Source organism: Pseudomonas resinovorans NBRC 106553 (genome assembly GCF_000412695.1).
In the GTDB taxonomy this organism is placed as follows: domain Bacteria; phylum Pseudomonadota; class Gammaproteobacteria; order Pseudomonadales; family Pseudomonadaceae; genus Metapseudomonas; species Metapseudomonas resinovorans_A.
This window is the reverse complement of sequence record NC_021499.1, coordinates 743,362-763,070: the sequence shown is the minus strand read 5'-3', so window position 1 is coordinate 763,070 and position 19,709 is coordinate 743,362. Positions and strand designations below refer to the sequence as shown.

The 19,709-nt window shown below is 67.6% G+C and carries 20 protein-coding genes; 8 read left to right on the top strand and 12 right to left on the bottom strand.

Annotated features, from left to right (window positions below):
* Window positions 1–28 precede the first annotated feature (28 nt).
* From PCA10_RS03505 to PCA10_RS03495, 3 genes are read right to left on the bottom strand one after another with little or no spacing between them, the layout of a single operon-like run.
* Window positions 29–298, bottom strand: a complete 270-nt coding sequence (locus tag PCA10_RS03505; RefSeq protein WP_016490632.1) for an MmoB/DmpM family protein — start codon at window positions 296–298, stop codon at window positions 29–31.
* On the bottom strand, window positions 295–1,290 hold the full coding sequence (locus PCA10_RS03500) for an aromatic/alkene monooxygenase hydroxylase subunit beta (RefSeq protein ID WP_016490631.1): 996 nt from the start codon (window positions 1,288–1,290) through the stop codon (window positions 295–297). The genes PCA10_RS03505 and PCA10_RS03500 overlap by 4 nt, the downstream gene beginning before the upstream one ends.
* Window positions 1,291–1,333: 43 nt before the next feature.
* Window positions 1,334–1,591, bottom strand: a complete 258-nt coding sequence (locus PCA10_RS03495; protein WP_016490630.1) for a phenol hydroxylase subunit — start codon at window positions 1,589–1,591, stop codon at window positions 1,334–1,336.
* Between the two features lie 381 nt (window positions 1,592–1,972).
* Here PCA10_RS03495 and PCA10_RS03490 point away from each other — a divergent pair, with 381 nt between their 5' ends.
* From PCA10_RS03490 to PCA10_RS03465, 6 genes are all read left to right on the top strand, one after another.
* Complete coding sequence (locus tag PCA10_RS03490; RefSeq protein WP_016490629.1) at window positions 1,973–3,676, top strand: sigma-54-dependent Fis family transcriptional regulator; 1,704 nt, start codon at window positions 1,973–1,975, stop codon at window positions 3,674–3,676.
* Between the two features lie 88 nt (window positions 3,677–3,764).
* Window positions 3,765–4,199 carry a hypothetical protein gene (locus PCA10_RS03485; RefSeq protein WP_016490628.1) on the top strand — a complete coding sequence of 145 codons (435 nt, stop codon included), beginning with the start codon at window positions 3,765–3,767 and terminating at the stop codon, window positions 4,197–4,199.
* Between the two features lie 491 nt (window positions 4,200–4,690).
* Window positions 4,691–4,933 (top strand): exodeoxyribonuclease VII small subunit, encoded by a 243-nt coding sequence (locus tag PCA10_RS03480; RefSeq protein ID WP_016490627.1) that lies wholly within the window; start codon window positions 4,691–4,693, stop codon window positions 4,931–4,933.
* Window positions 4,930–5,817 (top strand): (2E,6E)-farnesyl diphosphate synthase, encoded by an 888-nt coding sequence (gene ispA, locus PCA10_RS03475; RefSeq protein WP_016490626.1) that lies wholly within the window; start codon window positions 4,930–4,932, stop codon window positions 5,815–5,817. Before PCA10_RS03480 ends, ispA begins: the two co-directional genes overlap by 4 nt.
* A 380-nt stretch (window positions 5,818–6,197) precedes the next feature.
* On the top strand, window positions 6,198–6,452 hold the full coding sequence (locus tag PCA10_RS03470; RefSeq protein ID WP_016490625.1) for a type II toxin-antitoxin system HicA family toxin: 255 nt from the start codon (window positions 6,198–6,200) through the stop codon (window positions 6,450–6,452).
* The gene (locus PCA10_RS03465; RefSeq protein ID WP_016490624.1) at window positions 6,449–6,802 is read left to right on the top strand and encodes a type II toxin-antitoxin system HicB family antitoxin; all 354 of its coding nucleotides are present in this window, start codon (window positions 6,449–6,451) and stop codon (window positions 6,800–6,802) included. The genes PCA10_RS03470 and PCA10_RS03465 overlap by 4 nt, the downstream gene beginning before the upstream one ends.
* A 167-nt stretch (window positions 6,803–6,969) precedes the next feature.
* Here PCA10_RS03465 and PCA10_RS29180 read toward each other — a convergent pair whose 3' ends face one another.
* On the bottom strand, window positions 6,970–7,869 hold the full coding sequence (locus tag PCA10_RS29180) for a phosphatase PAP2 family protein (protein ID WP_016490623.1): 900 nt from the start codon (window positions 7,867–7,869) through the stop codon (window positions 6,970–6,972).
* A gap of 107 nt (window positions 7,870–7,976) precedes the next feature.
* Window positions 7,977–8,987 carry a fimbrial protein gene (locus PCA10_RS29175; RefSeq protein WP_016490622.1) on the bottom strand — a complete coding sequence of 337 codons (1,011 nt, stop codon included), beginning with the start codon at window positions 8,985–8,987 and terminating at the stop codon, window positions 7,977–7,979.
* A gap of 318 nt (window positions 8,988–9,305) precedes the next feature.
* On the opposite strand from PCA10_RS29175, the gene PCA10_RS03450 reads away from it, so the two are divergent.
* Complete coding sequence (locus tag PCA10_RS03450; protein ID WP_016490621.1) at window positions 9,306–12,572, top strand: carboxyl transferase domain-containing protein; 3,267 nt, start codon at window positions 9,306–9,308, stop codon at window positions 12,570–12,572.
* 232 nt (window positions 12,573–12,804) lie between these two features.
* Window positions 12,805–14,700 carry a 1-deoxy-D-xylulose-5-phosphate synthase gene (dxs, locus tag PCA10_RS03445; protein ID WP_016490620.1) on the top strand — a complete coding sequence of 632 codons (1,896 nt, stop codon included), beginning with the start codon at window positions 12,805–12,807 and terminating at the stop codon, window positions 14,698–14,700.
* A 131-nt stretch (window positions 14,701–14,831) separates the two neighbouring features.
* On the opposite strand, the gene PCA10_RS03440 is transcribed toward dxs, so the two are convergent.
* The 7 genes from PCA10_RS03440 to thiL form a co-directional block, all read right to left on the bottom strand.
* Entirely contained in the window at window positions 14,832–15,638 is an 807-nt protein-coding gene (locus PCA10_RS03440) for a cobalamin-binding protein (protein ID WP_016490619.1), read from the bottom strand.
* A complete protein-coding gene (locus PCA10_RS03435; RefSeq protein ID WP_016490618.1) occupies window positions 15,638–16,057 on the bottom strand; it encodes a hypothetical protein in 420 nt (139 codons plus the stop codon). Before PCA10_RS03435 ends, PCA10_RS03440 begins: the two co-directional genes overlap by 1 nt.
* A complete protein-coding gene (gene ribA, locus PCA10_RS03430; RefSeq protein ID WP_016490617.1) occupies window positions 16,054–16,668 on the bottom strand; it encodes a GTP cyclohydrolase II in 615 nt (204 codons plus the stop codon). The genes PCA10_RS03435 and ribA overlap by 4 nt, the downstream gene beginning before the upstream one ends.
* Before the next feature lie 109 nt (window positions 16,669–16,777).
* Entirely contained in the window at window positions 16,778–17,452 is a 675-nt protein-coding gene (locus tag PCA10_RS03425; protein ID WP_016490616.1) for a retropepsin-like aspartic protease family protein, read from the bottom strand.
* Entirely contained in the window at window positions 17,439–18,194 is a 756-nt protein-coding gene (locus tag PCA10_RS03420; RefSeq protein ID WP_016490615.1) for a substrate-binding periplasmic protein, read from the bottom strand. The genes PCA10_RS03425 and PCA10_RS03420 overlap by 14 nt, the downstream gene beginning before the upstream one ends.
* A 46-nt stretch (window positions 18,195–18,240) precedes the next feature.
* Window positions 18,241–18,741: a phosphatidylglycerophosphatase A family protein gene (locus tag PCA10_RS03415; protein WP_016490614.1), complete on the bottom strand. Its 501-nt coding sequence runs from the start codon at window positions 18,739–18,741 to the stop codon at window positions 18,241–18,243.
* On the bottom strand, window positions 18,734–19,702 hold the full coding sequence (gene thiL / locus PCA10_RS03410) for a thiamine-phosphate kinase (RefSeq protein ID WP_016490613.1): 969 nt from the start codon (window positions 19,700–19,702) through the stop codon (window positions 18,734–18,736). Before thiL ends, PCA10_RS03415 begins: the two co-directional genes overlap by 8 nt.
* Window positions 19,703–19,709: the final 7 nt, after the last annotated feature.

The window sequence follows — 19,709 nt, the reverse complement described above, 5'->3', positions numbered from 1 at the left end:
CTCCCGATTCTTGTCGTTATGGGCGGGGTCAGTTCCAGTGCAGGGCGAAGCGGTCTTCGTCTTCCTCGACGTTGCCGCCGAGGGTGATGACGTCGATCAGCATTTCCTGCACGTCCCATTCACGGCCGAGCTTTTCCTCGACCGTGGCGCGGTTGATCTCCAGGCGCTGCTCGGCCTGCACGCGGATCATGGCCGGCTGGTGCTGGACCACGGCGTGGGGGTTGTCCTGGACGATGGCGTCGACGATGTAGCGGGCGTTGTCGTTGTCCTGGAAGGCGATGTAGACGAGGGAAGTCATTGCGCGGCTCCTGCAAGGCCGAGTTTCTTCAGGCGGGCGGCGAACTCGCCGGCCACGGCGTCGAGGGCGGCGGCACCGGGGCCGATTTCCGCGAGGGGTGCGAGGGCTTCCAGGGCACGGGCTTGCCACTTGGCCACCCAGCCTTCGACGAGCTGGCGGTTGTCGGCACTCTCGCCGACCACGGTCTTCACCAGGGCATCGACCCAGCGCTGGGTCTCGGCGAACCACAGGCGCATGAACTCGGTGAGCATGCCCACCTGGCCGGCGCCCTGGGCGCAGAGCTGCTCGTCGAACTTGTGGAACAGCAGCGGGTAGAGCAGGCCGTCGCTCACCAGGTTCTGCGCCAGGGTCAGCTCGAACCAGTCGCGCACCACCAGGCTGTCTTCCACGTAGCGGCGCAGGCCTTGCCAGGCCGGGTCTTCCAGCCACTGGCGCTTGGCTTCGGCGAGCAGCACGGTGTCGCCGTCGTCGAGCATCAGGCCGATGCGCGAGAGGTACTGGGCGATGCCCAGCCGGTCCACGGCCTGGAACATGTGCAGCTGGGTCAGGCTGGTGCCGTAGCCGTCGGCGGCGATGCCGCTGTTGTTCATGTTGGCGCCCAGCTCGGCGTGGCGCAGGGGCAGCAGCAGGCGGGCGATCTGCTCGCGGCTGGCGGCGCTGAGTCCGGCCAGCAGGTTGCGCTTCTCGCAGAAGGCGTAATCGTGCTCGGCGTTCTCCTGCATCTTGGCGCGGGTCTGCACGTAGGCACCGTAGTAGAACTGGCGCGGGTCGCTGACGGCGTACCAGTCGGCCATGCGCACGGCGGTGCGGGTGGGGTCGTTGAGCAGCTTGTCCGGCTGCCACAGGGGGCGGTAGTGGAAGTTGGTGGCCGCCTCGATGTCGAAGCTGGCTTCCTGGTAGCGGCTGGCAGGCTTGTCGCCGAAACGCCGGCGGGTGTGGCTGAAGGTCTGGCGGATCGGCTCGGCCGTCGCCGTCTTGATCTCGATACTCATGCAAGGCGTCCTGTAATTGTTGTTGTGCGGGGTGGGCCGGCGTTCAGTCGGCTTGGTCGCGGCTCTCGCCGTAGCGCCATTTCTCCATGTCGGCGTCGACGGCCGCGGCCATCGCCGCATCCATGTGCTGGACCCGGTTGCTCTCGCAGAAGCCGGCGAAGGCGGACTGCGGCAGGACCAGCTCGACGAAGAGGTCCGGGTAGCCGATGGCGAAGTCGAACTCGACGAAGGCGGCATCGGGTTCGCTGCGCACCCGGACATAGCGCGGCAGTTGATCGAAGCGGGGTTGTGACTGGCTCATGCAACGGACTCCATGGGCGGGTGCCAGGAGACAGAGCAACGCCTGTGCCAGGGACGGAAGGCCACCGACGAATATCTTCAAGCCATTGTTTTAAAACGATTTAACCGACATGAGCAGCTCTGAGGAGCAAGCCTGCGACAGCCCCGGCCACCGGTGTGTTTTAACCATTTGCTCAATTGCCCGAAGCCCTTTGAGCAAATGGCCAATCGGCACCTGGCCCATGCCACTGGCAATTGACTTTTCGGCGGCTTTCAGGCCGCTTAGAAAAAGAACCCGGCCCTGCCTTGCGTCTCCCGGCCGCCTGGTCGAACCCACGAAACCGCCCGCCTGAGCGGTGGTTCGGCCCCCTCCCCGTACAAGAACAATCTGGGGTGCGACACGATGAAAGTTGATTACAAGGCGTCGGAGCACCACCCGACCCTGAAGGACCTGACCGACCGGGTCCGCTTCCTCGGCAACGAGGGCAAGATCTGGCTCGACGAGCAACGCATGCTCCTGCTGCAGGCCTCCGCCATGGGCTCCTTCCGCCGCGAGCTGGTGGAGATGCTCGGCGTCGAGCGGGCCAAGGGCCTGTTCCTGCGCCTGGGCTACCAGTCGGGGCTGAAGGACGCCGAACTGGCGCGCAAGCTGCGCCCGGACGCCGACGCGGTGGAGATGTTCCTCACCGGCCCGCAGCTGCATTCGCTCAAGGGCATGGTCAAGGTCGAGCCGATTTCGATGAACATCGATATCGAGAACGGCCAGTTCTACGCCGACCTCGAGTGGCAGAACTCCTACGAGGTGGACAACTGCCAGGCCGAAGGCATGCAGTCCGACCAGCCGGTGTGCTGGACCCTGCTCGGCTACGCCATCAGCTATTCGTCGTTCTTCCTCGGCCGCCAGGTGCTCTACAAGGAAGTCAGTTGCCGTGGCTGCGGCGATTCCCGCTGCCGGATCATCGGCAAGCCGGTGGAGGAATGGGAGGACGCCGGCGAGTTCCTGCGCTACTTCCAGAGCGACCCGATCATCGACGAACTGCAAGCCCTGCAAGTGCAGGTGGCGACCATGCGCCAGCGCCTGCACGAGGACGCCGGACAGTTCTACGGCATCGGCCAGGCGCCGCTCTACCGCAGGGCCTGCACCCTGATCGACAAGGCCGCGCCGGGCAAGGCCTCGGTGCTGCTGCTCGGCGAAACCGGCGTGGGCAAGGAAGTCATGGCGCGCAGCCTGCACCTGCGCAGCGAGCGCGCCGGCGCGCCCTTCGTGGCGCTGAACTGCGCCGCCATTCCACCGGACCTGATCGAGGCCGAGCTGTTCGGTGTCGAGCGCGGCGCCTACACCGGCGCCCAGCAGTCGCGCATGGGCCGTTTCGAACGGGCCAACGGCGGCACCCTGTTCCTCGACGAAGTGGTGGAGCTCACGCCCCGCGCCCAGGCCAGCCTGCTGCGCGTGCTGCAGGAGGAAGAACTGGAGCGGGTGGGCGATTCGCAGACCCGCAAGGTGGACGTGCGGGTGGTGGCCGCCACCCACGAGGACCTGGCCCGCGCGGTGAAGGACGGCCGCTTCCGCGCCGACCTCTACTACCGGCTGAACGTCTACCCGGTGTTCATCCCCTCGCTGCGCGAGCGCAAGGAAGACATTCCGCTGCTGGTGGAGCACTTCCTCTCGCGCCTGCACGACCGCTACGGCAAGACCACCCTGGGGCTCTCCGACCGCGCCCTGGAAGCCTGCCTGCGCTACGACTGGCCGGGCAACATCCGCGAGCTGGAGAACCTGATTGAGCGCGGCGTGATCATCACCGACGCCAACCAGAGCATCAGCGCCGACGCCCTCTTCCCGCACCAGTCCGACGAAGCCCAGGGCATCGGCCTGTCCAGCGAGGGCGCACTGGTGGAGACCTGCGCCAGCGTCGAGCCGGACTGGGTCACCCGCCTGATCGACAGCGGCCTGAGCCTGGACGCGCTGGAGGAAGCCCTGATGCAGGGAGCGATGAAGCGGGCGCAGAACAACGTGTCGGAAGCCGCGCGCCTGCTCGGCATGACCCGCCCCGCCCTGGCCTACCGGCTGAAGAAACTGCCGGCCGAGGATGCCAGCGGCCAGCGCTGAAGCCATTCGCCGGGCTGCGCGTGGCAAAGCCCGGCCCATCCACTAGAGTTCCACCAGCACTTCCGCTTTTGCGCCCAAGGAGGGCCCCATGCGTCTGATCTGTGCCGCTGTTTCCCTGCTCCTGCTCGCCGGCTGCTCGTCCTGGCGTACCGACCCGGGCGAGATCACCCAGGTGCCCAGCGACCGCCTGCTGGCCTTCCAGGAACCCGTGCAAGGCGGTGGTCAGATCGTGGTGAATCGCGACATGGGCGGGCTGGGCAGCGGCTGCTACATCGCCGTGCATGTGGACCGGCAGTTGGCCGCGCGCATCGGCATCGGCGAAGTGGCGAGCTTCCAGGTGCCGCCGGGGGACCGCATCGTCGGCATCGGCCTCGACGAGACCGACGACACCCTCTGCTCCAAGGGCCGCCTGCGCCGTGAAAAGGCCGCCCATGTGGAGCCGGGCCAGAGCGAGCACTTCCGCATCGTCAGCGACAACCGCGAGGGCTTCGCCCTGCTGGCCGACGACCAGCCGCCGAAATGAAAGAGGCCGGAATCGGGTCTGCACTCGGTTCCGGCCTTACGCCAATGGCGTGATTCTTCTGGATCTTCCGTCCTGCCTTCCGCTGACACTGCCTGGAAAGGCCTGTGGAGTGGGATTCCCTTCGCTTTACCGCCCCCGCCCCATACGAGTTGAGCAAAGCATAACGCCGGCAATCGCAACGCGAGTCCCCACCCATCAGCGATTCGGCTCACTGGTCGGCGCGCCCATGGGCCTGCGACCGTTCGCCGGGCGGTTGCCACCGCTCGTTCCCGGTCGATTTGGCTGCGCACGGGTGGGGGCGAATTCATTCGCCAAGGAACGCGCAGCGTTCCCCCGAACGCCTCGGCAGCCCTGCGGCCTGCATGGCGAATCAATTCGCCCCTACAAGCGTCAACCGCCCATCAACCGACCTGCCGCCCGCCCCCTTCATTTGCCCGCAAGGGGCGGCTCTGCTAGTGTCGCGCCCGATTCGACCTCCGCGAGACAGCAGCATGGCCCGCAAGAAAGCCACCCCCGATTTCGAACAGTCCCTCGCCGATCTGCAGACCCTGGTAGAACGCCTGGAGAGCGGCGAACTGTCCCTCGAGGATTCCCTCGGCGCCTTCGAGCAGGGCATCCGCCTGACCCGCGAATGCCAGGCCGCGCTGAACCAGGCCGAGCAGAAAGTGCAGATCCTGCTGGAGCGCGACGGCCAACTGGAAGAGGCCCCCTTCGACGCGGACGAACAGGCATGATCGCCAGCTACCAGGCCCGCTGCCAGGAGCGGGTGGATACTGCCCTCGAGGCCCTGTTCATCCCCCCGCTGGCGCCGCTGGAACGCCTTTACCAGGCCATGCGCTACAGCGTAATGAACGGCGGCAAACGGGTACGCCCGCTGCTGGTCTACGCCGCCTGCGACGCGCTGGGCGGCGATGCGGCGCGGGCCGATGGCGCGGCCTGTGCGGTGGAACTGATCCACGCTTATTCCCTGGTCCATGACGACCTGCCCGCCATGGACGACGACGACCTGCGCCGTGGTCAGCCCACCACCCATATCGCCTTCGATGAAGCCTGCGCCATCCTCGCCGGCGACGGCCTGCAAGCCCTGGCCTTCGAAGTGCTGGCCGACCCCGAGCGCAATCCCCACGACGCCGAGACCCGCCTGGCCATGGTTGCCAGCCTCGGCCAGGCCGCAGGCCCCGCCGGCATGGTGGGTGGCCAGGCCATCGACCTGGGTTCGGTGGGCATCAAGCTCGACCAGCGCGCCCTGGAAACCATGCACCGGCACAAGACCGGCGCCCTGATCGAAGCCAGCGTGCGCCTCGGCGCCCTGGCCAGCGGCCGCGCCGATGGCGCGTCCCTGGCGGCCCTGCGCATCTACGCCCGCGCCGTAGGCCTGGCCTTCCAGGTGCAGGACGACATCCTCGACGTGGAAAGCGACACCGCCACCCTGGGCAAGACCCAGGGCAAGGACCAGGCCCACGACAAGCCCACCTACCCCGCCCTGCTCGGCATGGAACAGGCCAAGGCCTACGCCCTCGACCTGCGCGACCAGGCCCTGGCCGCCGTCGCCAACCTCGGCGAGCCCGCCGAACCCCTGCGCGCCCTGGCCCGCTACATAGTCGAACGGCGCAGCTGATTCGCCGAACCGTAGGTTGTGGCTGAGCCACGCGAAGCCCAACGCTCCCGACCACCGACGTTGGGCCGCGCTGCGCTTGGCCCAACCTACGAAAGCTGCCAGGACTCCTGACCCTAGGGTGGACCACGCTTCACCGGTCCACCGTCGGAGCACGACATGGCACCGAAGGTGGATGGAAAAAGCGCCATCCACCCTACGGACCTACCACCCCGTATGCGTAGCGTCCCACGCTGGATTCGCCTCCTTCCCACAAGCCCGAGCGGGCAACGCGCCCCATCATTTCGCCCGGCAATTGCTAGCCTCCCCCGGCCTATATCGACTCCGGCAGCGAAATGTCGGCCCCCTCATCTGCTATCTAATTTTGCTATCATTCAATCGCCATGCAGAGCCGCCATCGCAGAACGCTCCAGGCCATTTTCCGGACGCCCACCAGCGCATCCATCGTGTTCGCGGACATCGAGGCACTGGTCCTGCACCTCGGCGGGCAGGTACACGAACGGGAGGGCTCCCGCGTGAGGCTCGTGCTAGGGGAAATGCAATGGCGTTGCCACCGCCCGCATCCGGGCAAAGAGGCAAAGAGATACCAGGTGGAAGAAGCTCGCGAATTCCTTCAGCGAGCGGGGGTTGAACCATGAACAGCATGAGTTACAGGGGCTACACCGCACGCATCGAGTTCGACGAACGCGATGACATCTTCGTCGGCCGCCTGCTGGGTGTACGCGACATCATCAGTTTCCAGGGCCAGTCGGTGACGGAGCTACGCGGCCAGTTCCAGGTGGCGGTGGACGACTATCTGGAGGACTGCGCAGAGCGTGGTATCAGCCCGGAGAAACCGGCATCGGGCAAAGTGATGCTGCGCATCCGCCCCGAGGTGCATGCAGCGGCTACCATCGCCGCCCAGGCCATGGGCAAGAGCCTGAACCAGTGGGCGGACGAGGTATTCGAGCAAGCTGCCCGTCGCGCAACAGGCGAGGTCGCCCCGTAGGGTGGACCACGCTTCACCGGTCCACCGTCGGAGCACGGCATGGCACCGCGGGTGGATGGAAAAAGCGCCATCCACCCTACCGCGCCGACCGTAGGATGTGGTTGAGCACAGCGAAACCCATCAATGGGGAGCGACAGGTTTCGCAAGCTCGCAGAACACCGACCGACTCAGGCGATCGTCTCGGCCAGGGTCTCCGGCTCCGGGGCTTTTTCCTGGGCCAGCAGGCCCAGGCGTACCAGGGTCCAGGGCATGGCCACCGCCACGAACAGGCCCATGGCCAGGCCACGCAGGCCCTGCCACAGCTGCGGGTCCAGGGGCCAGAGCGCGCCGGCCTGCTTCAGCACCTTCTGCAGCAGGATGAAAGCAACGGCACCGATAGTGGCAGCCAGCAGGCGGCGCCAGAGCGCAACGTCGGCGGAGAAACGCATCTGCCGGAAGCCCAGCAGCACGCCGGCCATCAGCCCCGCCAGCAGCGGCACGTAGCTGGGCGCCGTGCCCGGCCAGCTCAGCCAGGCGGCGAGGAACACCAGCAGCACCAGCCCCTGGTGCCAGGCGCCATGGGCACCCGCCCACCAGTTCCAGTGGCGCACCTGGGCGAAGGCCAGCAGGGTGGCGATGCCCAGCAGCGAGCCGCCGATCACGTCTTCCACATCATGGGCACCGAGGTACAGGCGGCTGAAGATGATCCCCGCCACCACCACGCCACTCACCACCCAGGCCCAGGCGCGGCGCAGCTCGAAGGCTAGCCAGAACCAGATCACCACGGCTATCTGGGCATGGCCGCTGGGCAGGCCGAAGCTGTCGCCCACCTCATGGTCCATGCGCAGGGCGATGTCCGGACGCGGGTCCTGCCAGTAGTCCTTGAGCCAGGCATTGAGCAAGGCGGTCACCGCCACCAGCACCAGCAGGCGCAGGAACACGCTGCGGTTCCAGGCCCAGTAGCCGAGCGGCAGGAAGAACAGGATGAATTTCTCGTAGCCCAGCAGGGTGAAGAAGTGCATCAGCGGGGTCAGGGTGTCGCTGCGCAGGGGCAGCACCCAGTCCAGGCCGTGGAGCAGTTCGTTCATGGCGCGTCCTTGGTCGCGTGACGGAGGCGCTACAGATACGGCAGCGCGGCCGGCGACGGCAAGGTCCGATCAGGACAAAAGCCATCACCGCCCGCGCAAGACCGCGTTCAGCGGAAGTCGAACTTCAGGGTCACCTGGCTGTTGAAGGTGCCGGGCGGCAGGATGGGAGTCAGCTTGATGGGGTAGGCCTCCAGCTGGAACTCGCCACGCTGGCTGCCCTGGTCGAAGGTCAGGGGAATGATGTGCTCCGGCCCCGGCTTGGCGTTCTGCGGCACCGGCTGCAACTGCCTGCCGTCGTGGCGAAGGACGATCGCCAGGTCACGACGCTCGTTCACCGCCAGGGCGGAAGGTTCGCTGGAGTGGGTGATGCCCTCCAGGCTGAGGTCGATGGAGACCATCTGGGCGATGTTCTCGCATTGCACCTGGAATACGCGGGACACCGTGCGCCGGGGATTCTGCCCCGGCATCGGCAGCTCTCCCGGGTTGAGCTGGCCGAAGTCGATGGTGGTGACCTGCCCCGGCGCCAGCCGGCAGCTCTGCGGCACCACCACCCGGCCGCTCATCCAGACGCTGGCCATGGGCTGGGCGGCGGCCGTGGGCGCCACCTCGTACGCGCCCACCATGTCGAGCAAGCGGGTGCGGGGAATGACCACTTCACCGATGAAGGGCCGGTCGATCATCAGGTGCAGCCGACCCATGCCGCCGGACGCGAAAGCAGTCGTCGTGATGCCGGTCGTACTGCAAATGCGGTTGACCGTCATCAGGTTGCTCACGGCAGAGAGGGGTACCGGCATGTAGGCATTCCTCTGGCCAGCGACCCAGACCTCGGAGGCCACCTGGATATTGCGGTTGACCTGGTAGAACTGCCGGGTCTGCCCGCCGACCTCCGCCGAATAGCCGGCCGGTAGGTCCGTGCGGGTGGTGTAGATGAAAGACGAACCATAGGTGACGCCCGGCCTGGAACAGGTGCAGGAGCCCGGATAGTTCTGCCCCAGGTTCCAGGCATGGGCATTGGCCAGGACCCGCTGGGGCGCGTTGTCGTCCGGGGAGGTGAAGGTGGCGCTGAAGGGAAACTCGAACTGCCGGGCGCCGCCAGTGGGCGTGCAGTCACCGGCCAAGGCCGAGCCGCAGAACGCCAGGGGTAAGAGGAGAGTCGCAGCACGCGGAAGCCGATTGGACCGGCAGGGTTCGGGGGGCCTTGGGCTCACTATCACACTCCGTGTTATGAGAAAGTGCGTCGCATGATATAGCCCGATTCCATGCCACTTTGCTTAACGGCGCTTTCGCGCAGAATGCAGCGAACTTGCCTACGATGAAGTTCCCGAACGCTCCATCAATGCGCCTGAGAAAGGGGTATTCGCCTAAACCACTATCAGTCCCGCCCCGCCCGCCAGCCCCTAGGATTGGCTATTCCGTTCACCACAGGGACCGCCACCGTGAACCGCCCCATCACCAAGCTGCTGATCGCCAACCGAGGCGAAATCGCCATCCGCATCGCCCGCGCCGCCGCCGAGCTGGGTATCCAGAGCGTCGCGGTGTACGCCGAGGACGACGCCACCGCCCTGCACCCGCGCAAGGCCGACTTCGCGGTACCGCTGGCCGGGCGCGGCGCGGCGGCCTACCTGGACGCCGCGCAACTGGTGGACATCGCCCGGGCCCAGGGCTGCGACGCGGTGCACCCCGGCTATGGCTTCCTCAGCGAAAACGCCGATTTCGCCCGCCGCTGCGAAGCCGCCGGCATTCGCTTCGTCGGTCCCTCGGCCGAAGCCCTGGAGCTGTTCGGCGACAAGGCCCGCGCCCGCGCCCTGGCCGAGCGTTGCGGCCTGCCCCTGGCCGCCGGCAGCAACCGCGCCACCACCCTGGAGGAGGCCCGCGCCTTTCTCGCGGGCGGCCCGATCATGCTCAAGGCCCTGGCCGGCGGCGGCGGTCGCGGCATGCGCCCGGTGCGCGAGGCGGCCGAGCTGGACGAGGCCTATGCGCGCTGCCAGTCGGAAGCCCGCGCCGCCTTCGGCAATGGAGACCTGTATGTCGAGCGGCTGATCGAGCAGGCCCGGCATATCGAGGTACAGGTGCTGGGCGATGGCGAGCGGGTCAGCCACCTGTGGGAGCGCGACTGCAGCCTGCAACGGCGCCAGCAGAAGGTCCTGGAGATCGCCCCGGCGCCGCAGCTGGAGCCGACCCTGCGCCAGCGCATCCTCGACGCGGCCCTGACATTGGCCAGCGAGGCGCGCTATCGCGGCATCGGCACCTTCGAATTCCTGGTGGACACGGCCCAAGGCGACTTCGTATTCATGGAGGCCAACCCGCGCATCCAGGTGGAGCATTGCATCACCGAGGCGGTCACCGGCGTCGACCTGGTGCAGGCGCAACTGCTTCTTGCCGCCGGCGCCAGCCTGGCCGAACTGGGTCTGCTGGAACCCGCCGCTCCGCGCGGCTTCGCCGTGCAGTTGCGGATCAACCTGGAAAGCATGCAGGCCGACGGCAGCGCCCGGCCGGCCGGTGGCGTGATCACCGCCTACGAACCCTCCAGCGGCCCCGGCATTCGCGTCGACGGCCATGGCTACGCCGGCTATGCCACCAGCACCAGCTACGACTCGCTGCTGGCCAAGCTGATCGTCCAGGGCGAGGACCTGCCCGCCGCCCTGCGCCGCGCCTACCGCGCCCTCTGCGAATTCCGCCTGGAAGGAGTGGCGAGCAATATCCACTTCCTGCAGAACCTGCTGGGCCGCGCGGAGCTGGCCGGTGGCCTGGACACCCGCTTTATCGAGCGGGAGATCGGCGCGCTGCTGGCGCCCCGCGAGCAGGCCCATCCGCATCTGTTCGCCAGTGCCGGCAGCGGCGGCGTGGCACGGGCCGAGGCCGTCGACGCACCGCCCGGCTGCGTACCGCTGAACGCCCCCAGCCAGGGTGTGCTGGTAAGCCTGGAGGTGCAGGTGGGCGATAGCGTCGCCCCCGGCCAGCAGGTGGCGGTGCTGGAAGCGATGAAGATGGAATTCGTGGTCAAGGCGACCCAGGGCGGCATCGTCCGCGCCTTGCCGGTGACACCCGGCGACAGCCTCTTCGAAGGCACCGCCCTGCTTTACCTGGAACCGGCCGAGGTGGATGGCGCGGCCGTCGCCAGCGAGGAGAGCCGCGACCTGGCGCAGATCCGCGCGGACCTCGCCGAGGTGCTGGAACGCCACGCCATCACCACCGACGCGCGCCGCCCTGACGCCGTGGCCAAGCGGCGCAAGACCGGCCAGCGCACCACCCGCGAGAACCTCGACGACCTGCTGGATGCGGGCAGCTTCATCGAGTACGGCGCCCTGGCCCTGGCGGCCCAGCGTCGTCGCCGCTCCCTGGACGAGCTGATCCAGCAGAGCCCGGCCGACGGCCTGGTGGCCGGCCTCGGCACGGTGAACGCGGCGCAGTTCGGTAGCGAAGCGGCCCGTTGCATGACCATCGCCTACGACTACACGGTGTTCGCCGGCACCCAGGGGGTGATGAACCACAAGAAGACCGACCGCATGCTCGGCCTCGCCGAGCAATGGCGCCTGCCGCTGGTGCTGTTCGCCGAAGGCGGCGGCGGCCGGCCGGGGGATACCGACTTCGTCGGCGTGGCCGGGCTCGACTGCCACACCTTCGTCGGCATGGCCCGGCTCTCCGGCCTGGTACCGCTGGTGGGGGTGGTGTCCGGCCGCTGCTTCGCCGGCAACGCGGCGCTGCTGGGCTGCTGCGATGTGATCATCGCCACCCGCAACGCGAGCATCGGCATGGCCGGCCCGGCGATGATCGAAGGCGGAGGCCTGGGCAGCTTCAAGGCCGAGGAAGTCGGGCCGACGTCGGTGCAGGGCCCCAACGGGGTGATCGACGTGCTGGTGGAGGACGAAGCCGAGGCGGTGGCCGTGGCCAAGCGCTACCTGTCCTACTTCCAGGGAACGCTGCCCGACTGGCAATGCGCCGACCAGCGCGAGCTGCGCCACGCCATTCCGGAGAACCGCCTGCGGGTCTATGACATCCGCGCGCTGATCGGCCTGCTCGCCGACCAGGACTCGGTGCTGGAGCTGCGCCGCCAGTTCGCCCCCGGCATGATCACCGCTTTCGTCCGTATCGAGGGCAAGCCCTTCGGCCTGCTGGCCAACAACCCCATGCACCTGGGCGGCGCCATCGACGCCCAGGCCGGCGACAAGGCCGCGCGCTTCATGCAGCTCTGCGATGCCTTCGACATCCCCTTGCTCTCGCTGTGCGACACCCCCGGCTTCATGGTCGGCCCGGACTCGGAGAAGCAGGCGACGGTGCGCCATGTCTCGCGCATGTTCGTGGCTGCCGCCAGCCTCTCGGTGCCCTTCTTCACGGTGGTGCTGCGCAAGGGCTACGGCCTCGGTGCCCAGGCCATGGCGGCGGGCAGTTTCCATTCCGCGCTGTTCACCATCGCCTGGCCCAGTGGCGAGTTCGGCGCCATGGGCCTGGAAGGCGCGGTGCGCCTGGGCTTTGCCAAGGAGCTGGCGGCCCAGGAGGACCCCGCCGAGCGGCAGAAGCTGTTCGACAAGATGGTGGCCAGGGCCTACCAGAACGGCAAGGCGATCAACATGGCCAGCTTCCTGGAGATAGACGCGGTGATCGACCCGGCGGAAACCCGCGCCTGGCTGCTGCGCGGCCTCAACGCGGCGGCGAAGCCGGCGGCGCGGGACGGCAAGAAACGGCCATTCGTGGATACCTGGTAAGAGCCGGTGCTCCGAAGCCCGAACCGGCTCCGTAGGATGGCGTAGAGCGGAGCGAAACCCATCGAGATCAGGTACCGATTCGATGGTGGATGGGTGAAGCGTCATCCCCCCTACGAGCGGGCGTGCGGGCCCAAGGAGTCCTCGAAACACGCCAGGCGACAGCACGTCTTGGGCAGGCCAAGCCGCATCAGGTAAACTTGCCCATCTTTTTTTTCCTATAACGATTCGCCTGATGCCCACGACGTTCCACGAGATTCCCCGCGAACGCCCCGTCACGCCGCTGCTCGACCGCGCGGCGACGCCGGATCAACTGCGCCGGCTCGGCGAAGCGGAGCTGGAGACCCTGGCCGACGAACTGCGCCAGTACCTGCTCTACACCGTCGGCAAGACCGGCGGCCACTTCGGTGCCGGCCTGGGTGTGGTGGAACTGACCATTGCCCTGCACTACGTCTACGACACCCCGGACGACCGGCTGGTATGGGACGTGGGTCATCAGGCCTACCCGCACAAGATTCTCACCGGACGCCGCGAGCAGATGGGCAGCCTGCGCCAGAAGGACGGCGTCGCCGCCTTCCCGCGCCGCGTGGAGAGCCCGTACGACACATTCGGCGTCGGCCACTCCAGCACGTCCATCAGTGCCGCCCTGGGGATGGCCATCGCCGCCCGCATGCAGGGTTCCAATCGCAAGTCGATCGCGGTGATCGGCGACGGCGCGCTGACCGCCGGCATGGCCTTCGAGGCGCTCAACCATGCTTCGGACGTGCAGGCCGACATGCTGGTGATCCTCAACGACAACGACATGTCGATCTCGCGCAACGTCGGCGGCCTGTCCAACTACCTGGCGAAGATCCTCTCCAGCCGCACCTACGCAAGCATGCGCGAAGGCAGCAAGAAGGTGCTCTCGCGCCTGCCCGGCGCCTGGGAAATCGCCCGCCGCACCGAGGAATACGCCAAGGGCATGCTGGTACCCGGCACCCTGTTCGAGGAGCTCGGCTGGAACTACATCGGCCCCATCGACGGCCATGACCTGCCCACCCTGGTGGCCACCCTGCGCAACATGCGCGACCTCAAGGGCCCGCAGTTCCTCCACGTGGTGACCAAGAAGGGCAAGGGCTTCGCCCCGGCCGAGGTCGACCCCATCGGCTACCACGCCATCACCAAGCTGGACCCGATCAACACCTCGGCGGCACCGAAGAAAGCCAGCGGGCCCAAGTATTCCAGCGTCTTCGGCCAGTGGCTGTGCGACATGGCCGGGCAGGACCCGCGCCTGGTGGGCATCACCCCGGCGATGAAGGAAGGCTCGGACCTGGTGGCCTTCAGCGAACGCTTCCCCGATCGCTACTTCGACGTGGCCATCGCCGAGCAGCACGCCGTGACCCTGGCGGCCGGCATGGCCTGCGACGGCGCCAAGCCGGTGGTGGCGATCTACTCCACCTTCCTCCAGCGCGGCTATGACCAGCTGATCCACGACGTGGCGGTGCAGAACCTCGATGTGCTGTTCGCCATCGACCGCGCCGGCCTCGTCGGCGAAGACGGCCCGACCCACGCCGGCAGCTTCGACCTGTCCTACCTGCGCTGCATCCCCGGCATGCTGGTGATGACCCCCAGCGATGAAAACGAGCTGCGCCTGCTGCTGACCACCGGCTACCACTTCGAAGGCCCGGCGGCGGTGCGCTACCCCCGTGGCAGCGGCCCCAACGCGGCCATCGAGCGCGAGCTGGCGCCAGTGCAGATCGGCAAGGGCGTGGTGCGCCGCCAGGGCGCCAAGGTGGCCCTGCTGGTGTTCGGCGTGCAACTGGCCGAAGCCCTGCAGGTGGCCGAGGGCCTGGATGCCACGGTGGTCGACATGCGCTTCGTCAAACCCCTGGACGAAGCCCTGGTGCGCGAACTGGCCGGCAGCCACGACCTGCTGGTGACCATCGAGGAGAACAGCGTGATGGGTGGCGCCGGTGCCGCCGTCAGCGAGTTCCTCGCCCGCGAGAACCTGCAGAAACCGATCCTTCACCTGGGCCTGCCGGACTACTACGTCGAACACGCCAAGCCGGCGGAAATGCTCGCCGAGTGCGGACTGGACGCGGCCGGCATCGACGCCTCGGTGCGCGCGCGGATGGCACTGCTGGGGCTCTGAGCTCCAGCCTCCCCGGGATTCCGGGCCGCATGGGTATCGCTTCGCTCAACCCATCCTACGGACTCACTGCCTTTGTAGGATGGGTCGGGCGGCGTTCCGCGAGCGTAGCGATACCCATCGCCGATAGCGCATCAGTGGGCGGTATCGAGCAATCGACAGAGCTTCTCGGTGGCCTGCAGCATCTGGAAGCTCGGCCGCTCCAGGCCACGATCGGGCACCGCCCAGACCTGCCGCTTCTTCACCGCATCCAGCTGCGGCCAGGCCTGCCAGGCGCCGAGCTGCGCCGGTTCGCTCACCAGGATCACCGCCGGATTGCGCTGCAGCACCGCTTCGATGCCCACCTGCGGCGCAGGCAGGGTGAGGTCGGCGAAGAGGTTCCTTGCCCCGCAGACCCGCAGCGCATCGCTGACGATCTGCTTGCCGCCGAGGGTGTAGAGCGGCTGGTCCCACACCTGGTAGAAGACCTCGAGCGGTACCTCGCGAGCATGGCGCTGGCGCAGCTGCGCCAGCCCTGCCGCGAAGCGTTCGGCCAGTTGGCGGCCTTGCTCGGCGCGGCCGATACGCTCGCCGATGGTGATGAAGGACTGGGCCAGTTGCTCCAGGTCCCGGGGCTCTACCACCAGTTGGGGAATCGAGAGTTTCTTCAATTGGTCACGACCGGCGGCGCCGACGCTGTCCGGCCAGAGCAGCACCAGGTCGGGTTTGACGCTCAGCAGGCGCTCCGCCTGGAGTTGGCCGTAGCGCCCCACGGACGGCAGGCCGGCCAGTGAAGCCGGGCGCTCGCCACCATCGAGCACGCCCACCAGCAAGTCGCTGGCGCCGAGGTCGAGCATGGTTTCGGTGAGGGAAGGCGCCAGGCTGACCACACGCAGCTGCGCCGTGGCGGGCAGCGCCAGGCACAGCAGGAGCAGCGCGAGCAGCGCGAGCAGCCGGCGCATCAGCCGAGCTGGCGAGGGATTCGGTAGAGGTAGAGGATCACGACGCTGCTCACGGCGAGCAGGATCAGCGCCACGCCGTTGAGTCCGACCAGCACCGCCACGGCGGCGATCCAGGCCGGCAAGCCCGCGGCGAGGAAGGCCTTGCGACGACGGCGGGCCAGCTCTGCCCAGGCGCCTGGCTCTTCGGCACGGCCAAGGGCGGCCTCGGTGGCCACCAGGGCGCGCTTGTAGGCGGAGAACAGCGGCAGGGTGAGGAACATGGACGCCAGGCCGACGATGAACAGCGGCATCTGCAGCACCGGCAGCAGCGGCTCGTCCTCGCCGAACAGGTAGCTCATGACCAACAACGGCAGCAGGGTGTAGCCCAGCTGGCGCCACCAGGCCAGGGCCAGCTGGCGGCGGACTTGCGGGCGTGTCACGACTCCGCTTCCGCCTGGTGCAGGTTGCCCAGCATGTGGCCGAGCTTGCCCGCCTTGGTGGCCAGGTACTTGCGGTTGTGCTTGTTCAGGCCGGTCTGCAGGGGCACCCGCTCGGCGACGTTCAGGCCGTAGCTTTCCAGTGCCTTGACCTTGCGCGGGTTGTTGGTCATCAGCTTGATGGCCTTGATGCCCAGGTGCGCCAGCATCGGCTGGCACATGGCGTAGTCGCGCTGGTCGGCGCCGAAGCCCAGGCGCTCGTTGGCTTCCACGGTGTCGGCGCCCGCGTCTTGCAGTTCGTAGGCGCGGATCTTGTTCAGCAGGCCGATGCCACGGCCTTCCTGGCGCAGATAGAGCAGCACGCCGCTGCCGGCTTCGGCGATGGCGCGCAGGGCGCCTTCCAGCTGGAAACCGCAATCGCAACGCAGGCTGAACAGGGCATCGCCGGTCAGGCACTCGGAGTGCAGGCGGCCCAGGACAGGTTCACCGCTGGCCACGTCACCCAGGGTCAGGGCCACGTGTTCCTTGCCGCTGGCTTCATCGAGAAAGCCGTGCATGGTGAACACGCCGAAAGGAGTGGGCAGCTGGGAGGCGGCGACGAATACGACAGACACCGTGAAACTCCTGGAAATTGTGAAGGCCGGCATTGTAGCAGCAGCGTTGACCGGCACGTCAGATTGAATAGTTGGGGATACGTATCGATTGGCTCGAAGCAGGGAGCCGCTAGTACTTGGACTCCAGCATCAGCACGCCCTGTTCCTCGCGCCAGCGCACGCGGTTGAGGAAGCTCATGCCCAGCAGCACGTCCACCGGCGCGTCGCCTTCGATCACCGCGCCCTCCACGCCGAGCACTTCGAGGCTGCCGACCTTGATGCTGTTGAAGGTCACCCGCCAGGCGTTGACCGTGCCACCGGCGGTGCTGGCCTTCATCGGCATCCCCTTGACCCGGTAGTCGATGCCCAGGCGGCGGGCCTGGTTCTCGTTCATGGCGACGCTGGTGGCGCCGGTGTCCACCAGGAACTGCACCGGGTGGCCTTCGATGGAACCGGCCACCTGGAAGTGCCCGTTGTTGCCACGGGCGATACTCAACTGGGCCCGCTGCGGCGGCGCCGCGGTGCCCGGTTCGGCGGCCTCGGCGCTGGTGTTGTATTCGCGGCTGAGGCTGTAGCCACGCTCCACGCCGTCGACCCGCAGTACCGCACCCTTGCTGTCGGCGCTGATCACCTGGACGCCGCCGGGGCCGGTCTGGCCCACCTTCACCAGCTTGCGCTGGCCATCGACGTTGAGCACCGCGGCACCCGGAAACAGGCCCACCACCTGCACCTGGGTGGCCGCCCCGGCAAGCGCGGGAAGCAGCGCCAGCAGGCAGGCGGCGATGTAGGCATCAGTGCGCGACATGGGGTTTCTCCAGTTCCTTGTCGAAGGCATAGGGTTGCTTCCAGCGCACGAACAGCGGCCGCAGTTCGCCACTGGCCACCAGGGCGCTCATGCGCCGATCGAAAACCTCCGCCAGGTGCCGGCCGCGCTCGGTGTTGGCGAACCCCAGGTAGAGCGGCAGGCGCGTCAGCGGGATGACCTGGTAGCGGCTTGGGTCGGCGGCACTCTCCAGCACGTCGTCCACCTCGGTACGGGCGTCGATATAGAAGTCCACATGGCCCAGGTCGAGCATCGAGAGGATGCCGCTGCGCCGCTGGATTTCCTTGTAGAGCTTCAGGTTCGGCAGGTAGTCCTGGTAGTCGTAGCCGCGAATCCAGGCCAGGCGGTATTGGCCCAGGTTTTCCAGCGTCGGTACCGGCGAGGTTTTCAGCGCCAGGGCGCTGACCTGGTCGGCGTCGTAGTGCCAGCGCGGGTACCAGGCGTTCTCGACCTCGCCGCGGTAGGAACCGACCCAGGCATCCGCCTCGCCACGCTGCACCAGGCCGATGGAGCGGGTATAGGGCACCGAGCGGATCTTCAGCTGGATGCCTTCGGGCTCGTAGACCAGGCGCAGGATGTCCCAGCCGAGCCCGCTGCCGTCGGCCTCGGTGTGCTCGGGCCAGACTTCGCTGGCGAGATGGATTTCGTTGGCCGGGAAGGATTCGGCCCAGGCTGCGGGAAGCAGCATGCAACCGACCAGCACCGCCACTATCCAGCTGCGCATGAAACCTCCCTTCACCCACATGTCCCCGAACAGGGTCCTGACAATCCTAGGCCAGTCCCCAAACGATGAGCTGCATCGCCAACCAGGCGAACACCCCGGCCAGCACGTCGTCAAGCATGATCCCCACGCCGCCGTGGACGTGGCGGTCGATCCAGCGGATCGGCCAGGGCTTGAGGATGTCCATCACGCGGAACACCACAAAGCCCACCAGCAGCCATTGCCAGCCCTCGGGCACCAGCCAGAGGGTGATCCACATGCCGACCATTTCGTCCCAGACGATGCCTTCGTGGTCGTGCACGCGCAGGTCGTCGGCGACCTTGCCGCACAGCCAGAAGCCGAACAGCATGGTCAGCCCCAGCATCAGCCAGTAGCCCCAGTCCGGCAGCATCTGCCAGAGCGGGATGAAGGGCAGGGCCACCAGCGAGCCCCAGGTACCGGGCGCCTTGGGCAAGGTGCCCGAGCCGAAGCCGAAGGCCAGGAAATGCCAGGGGTTGCTCCACACCGAATGGGGGATTGGTTGCGGCGTGGCCGACTCGTGATCAGTCACCTTGACTCCCGAAATGTTGATAACCCAGTGCCGGCGGCTGCAGCTCGGCGCCGCTGGCATCCAGCAGATGCACGCCCTGCCCCGCCTCGACCCGGCCGATCACCGCCACCTCAGGCCAGTCGGCCTGGATGCTGGCCAGCGCGTCGGCGGGAAGGGTAAAGGCGAGCCGGTAGTCGTCGCCACCGGCCAGCGCACAATTGAGGGCGAATTCCCTGGAAAAAAGCCCTTCGAGGGCGGCGGACAGGGGCACGCGCGCAGCGTCCACCAGTAATGCCACCTTCGAAGCGCGAGCGATATGGCCACAGTCGGCGAGCAGACCGTCGGAGATGTCCAGCGCCGCCGTGGCCAGCCCGCGCAGCGCCTGGCCGAGGTCCAGCTGCGGTTGCGGTGCCCAGTAGCGTTGCAGCAGGTACTGCGCCTGCGCGCTGTTGTCCTGGCGTTCGCCCAGCACCAGCGGCAAGGCGCCAGCGCCATCACCCAGGCTGCCGCCCACGCAGAGCAGGTCGCCAGGCCGCGCACCGGCACGGGTCAGGGCCTGGCCGGCGGGCACGCGGCCGAAGACGGTGAGGGTCAGGCTCAGCGGGCCACGGGTGGTGTCCCCTCCCACCAGGCCGATGCCGCAGCCCCGGGCCATGGCGCAGAGGCCATTGGCGAAGGCTTCCAGCCAGTCGGCACGGGCCTCGGGCAGGGTCAGGGCAAGGGTGAAGGCGACGGGCGCGGCGCCCATGGCTGCCAGGTCGCTGACGGAAACCGCCAGGGCGCGCTGGCCGAGAAGGTAGGGATCGGCGTCCAGCGGGAAGTGCACACCGGCCACCAGGCTGTCGGTGGAAACCGCCAGTTGATCAAAGGGGGGCAATTGCAGCAGGGCGCAGTCGTCGCCAATGCCAAGGGCAATGCCTTCGCCCCCGGTCGCGCAAGCGGCGGAGGCGAAGAAACGACGGATCAGCTCGAACTCACCCATTCACTGA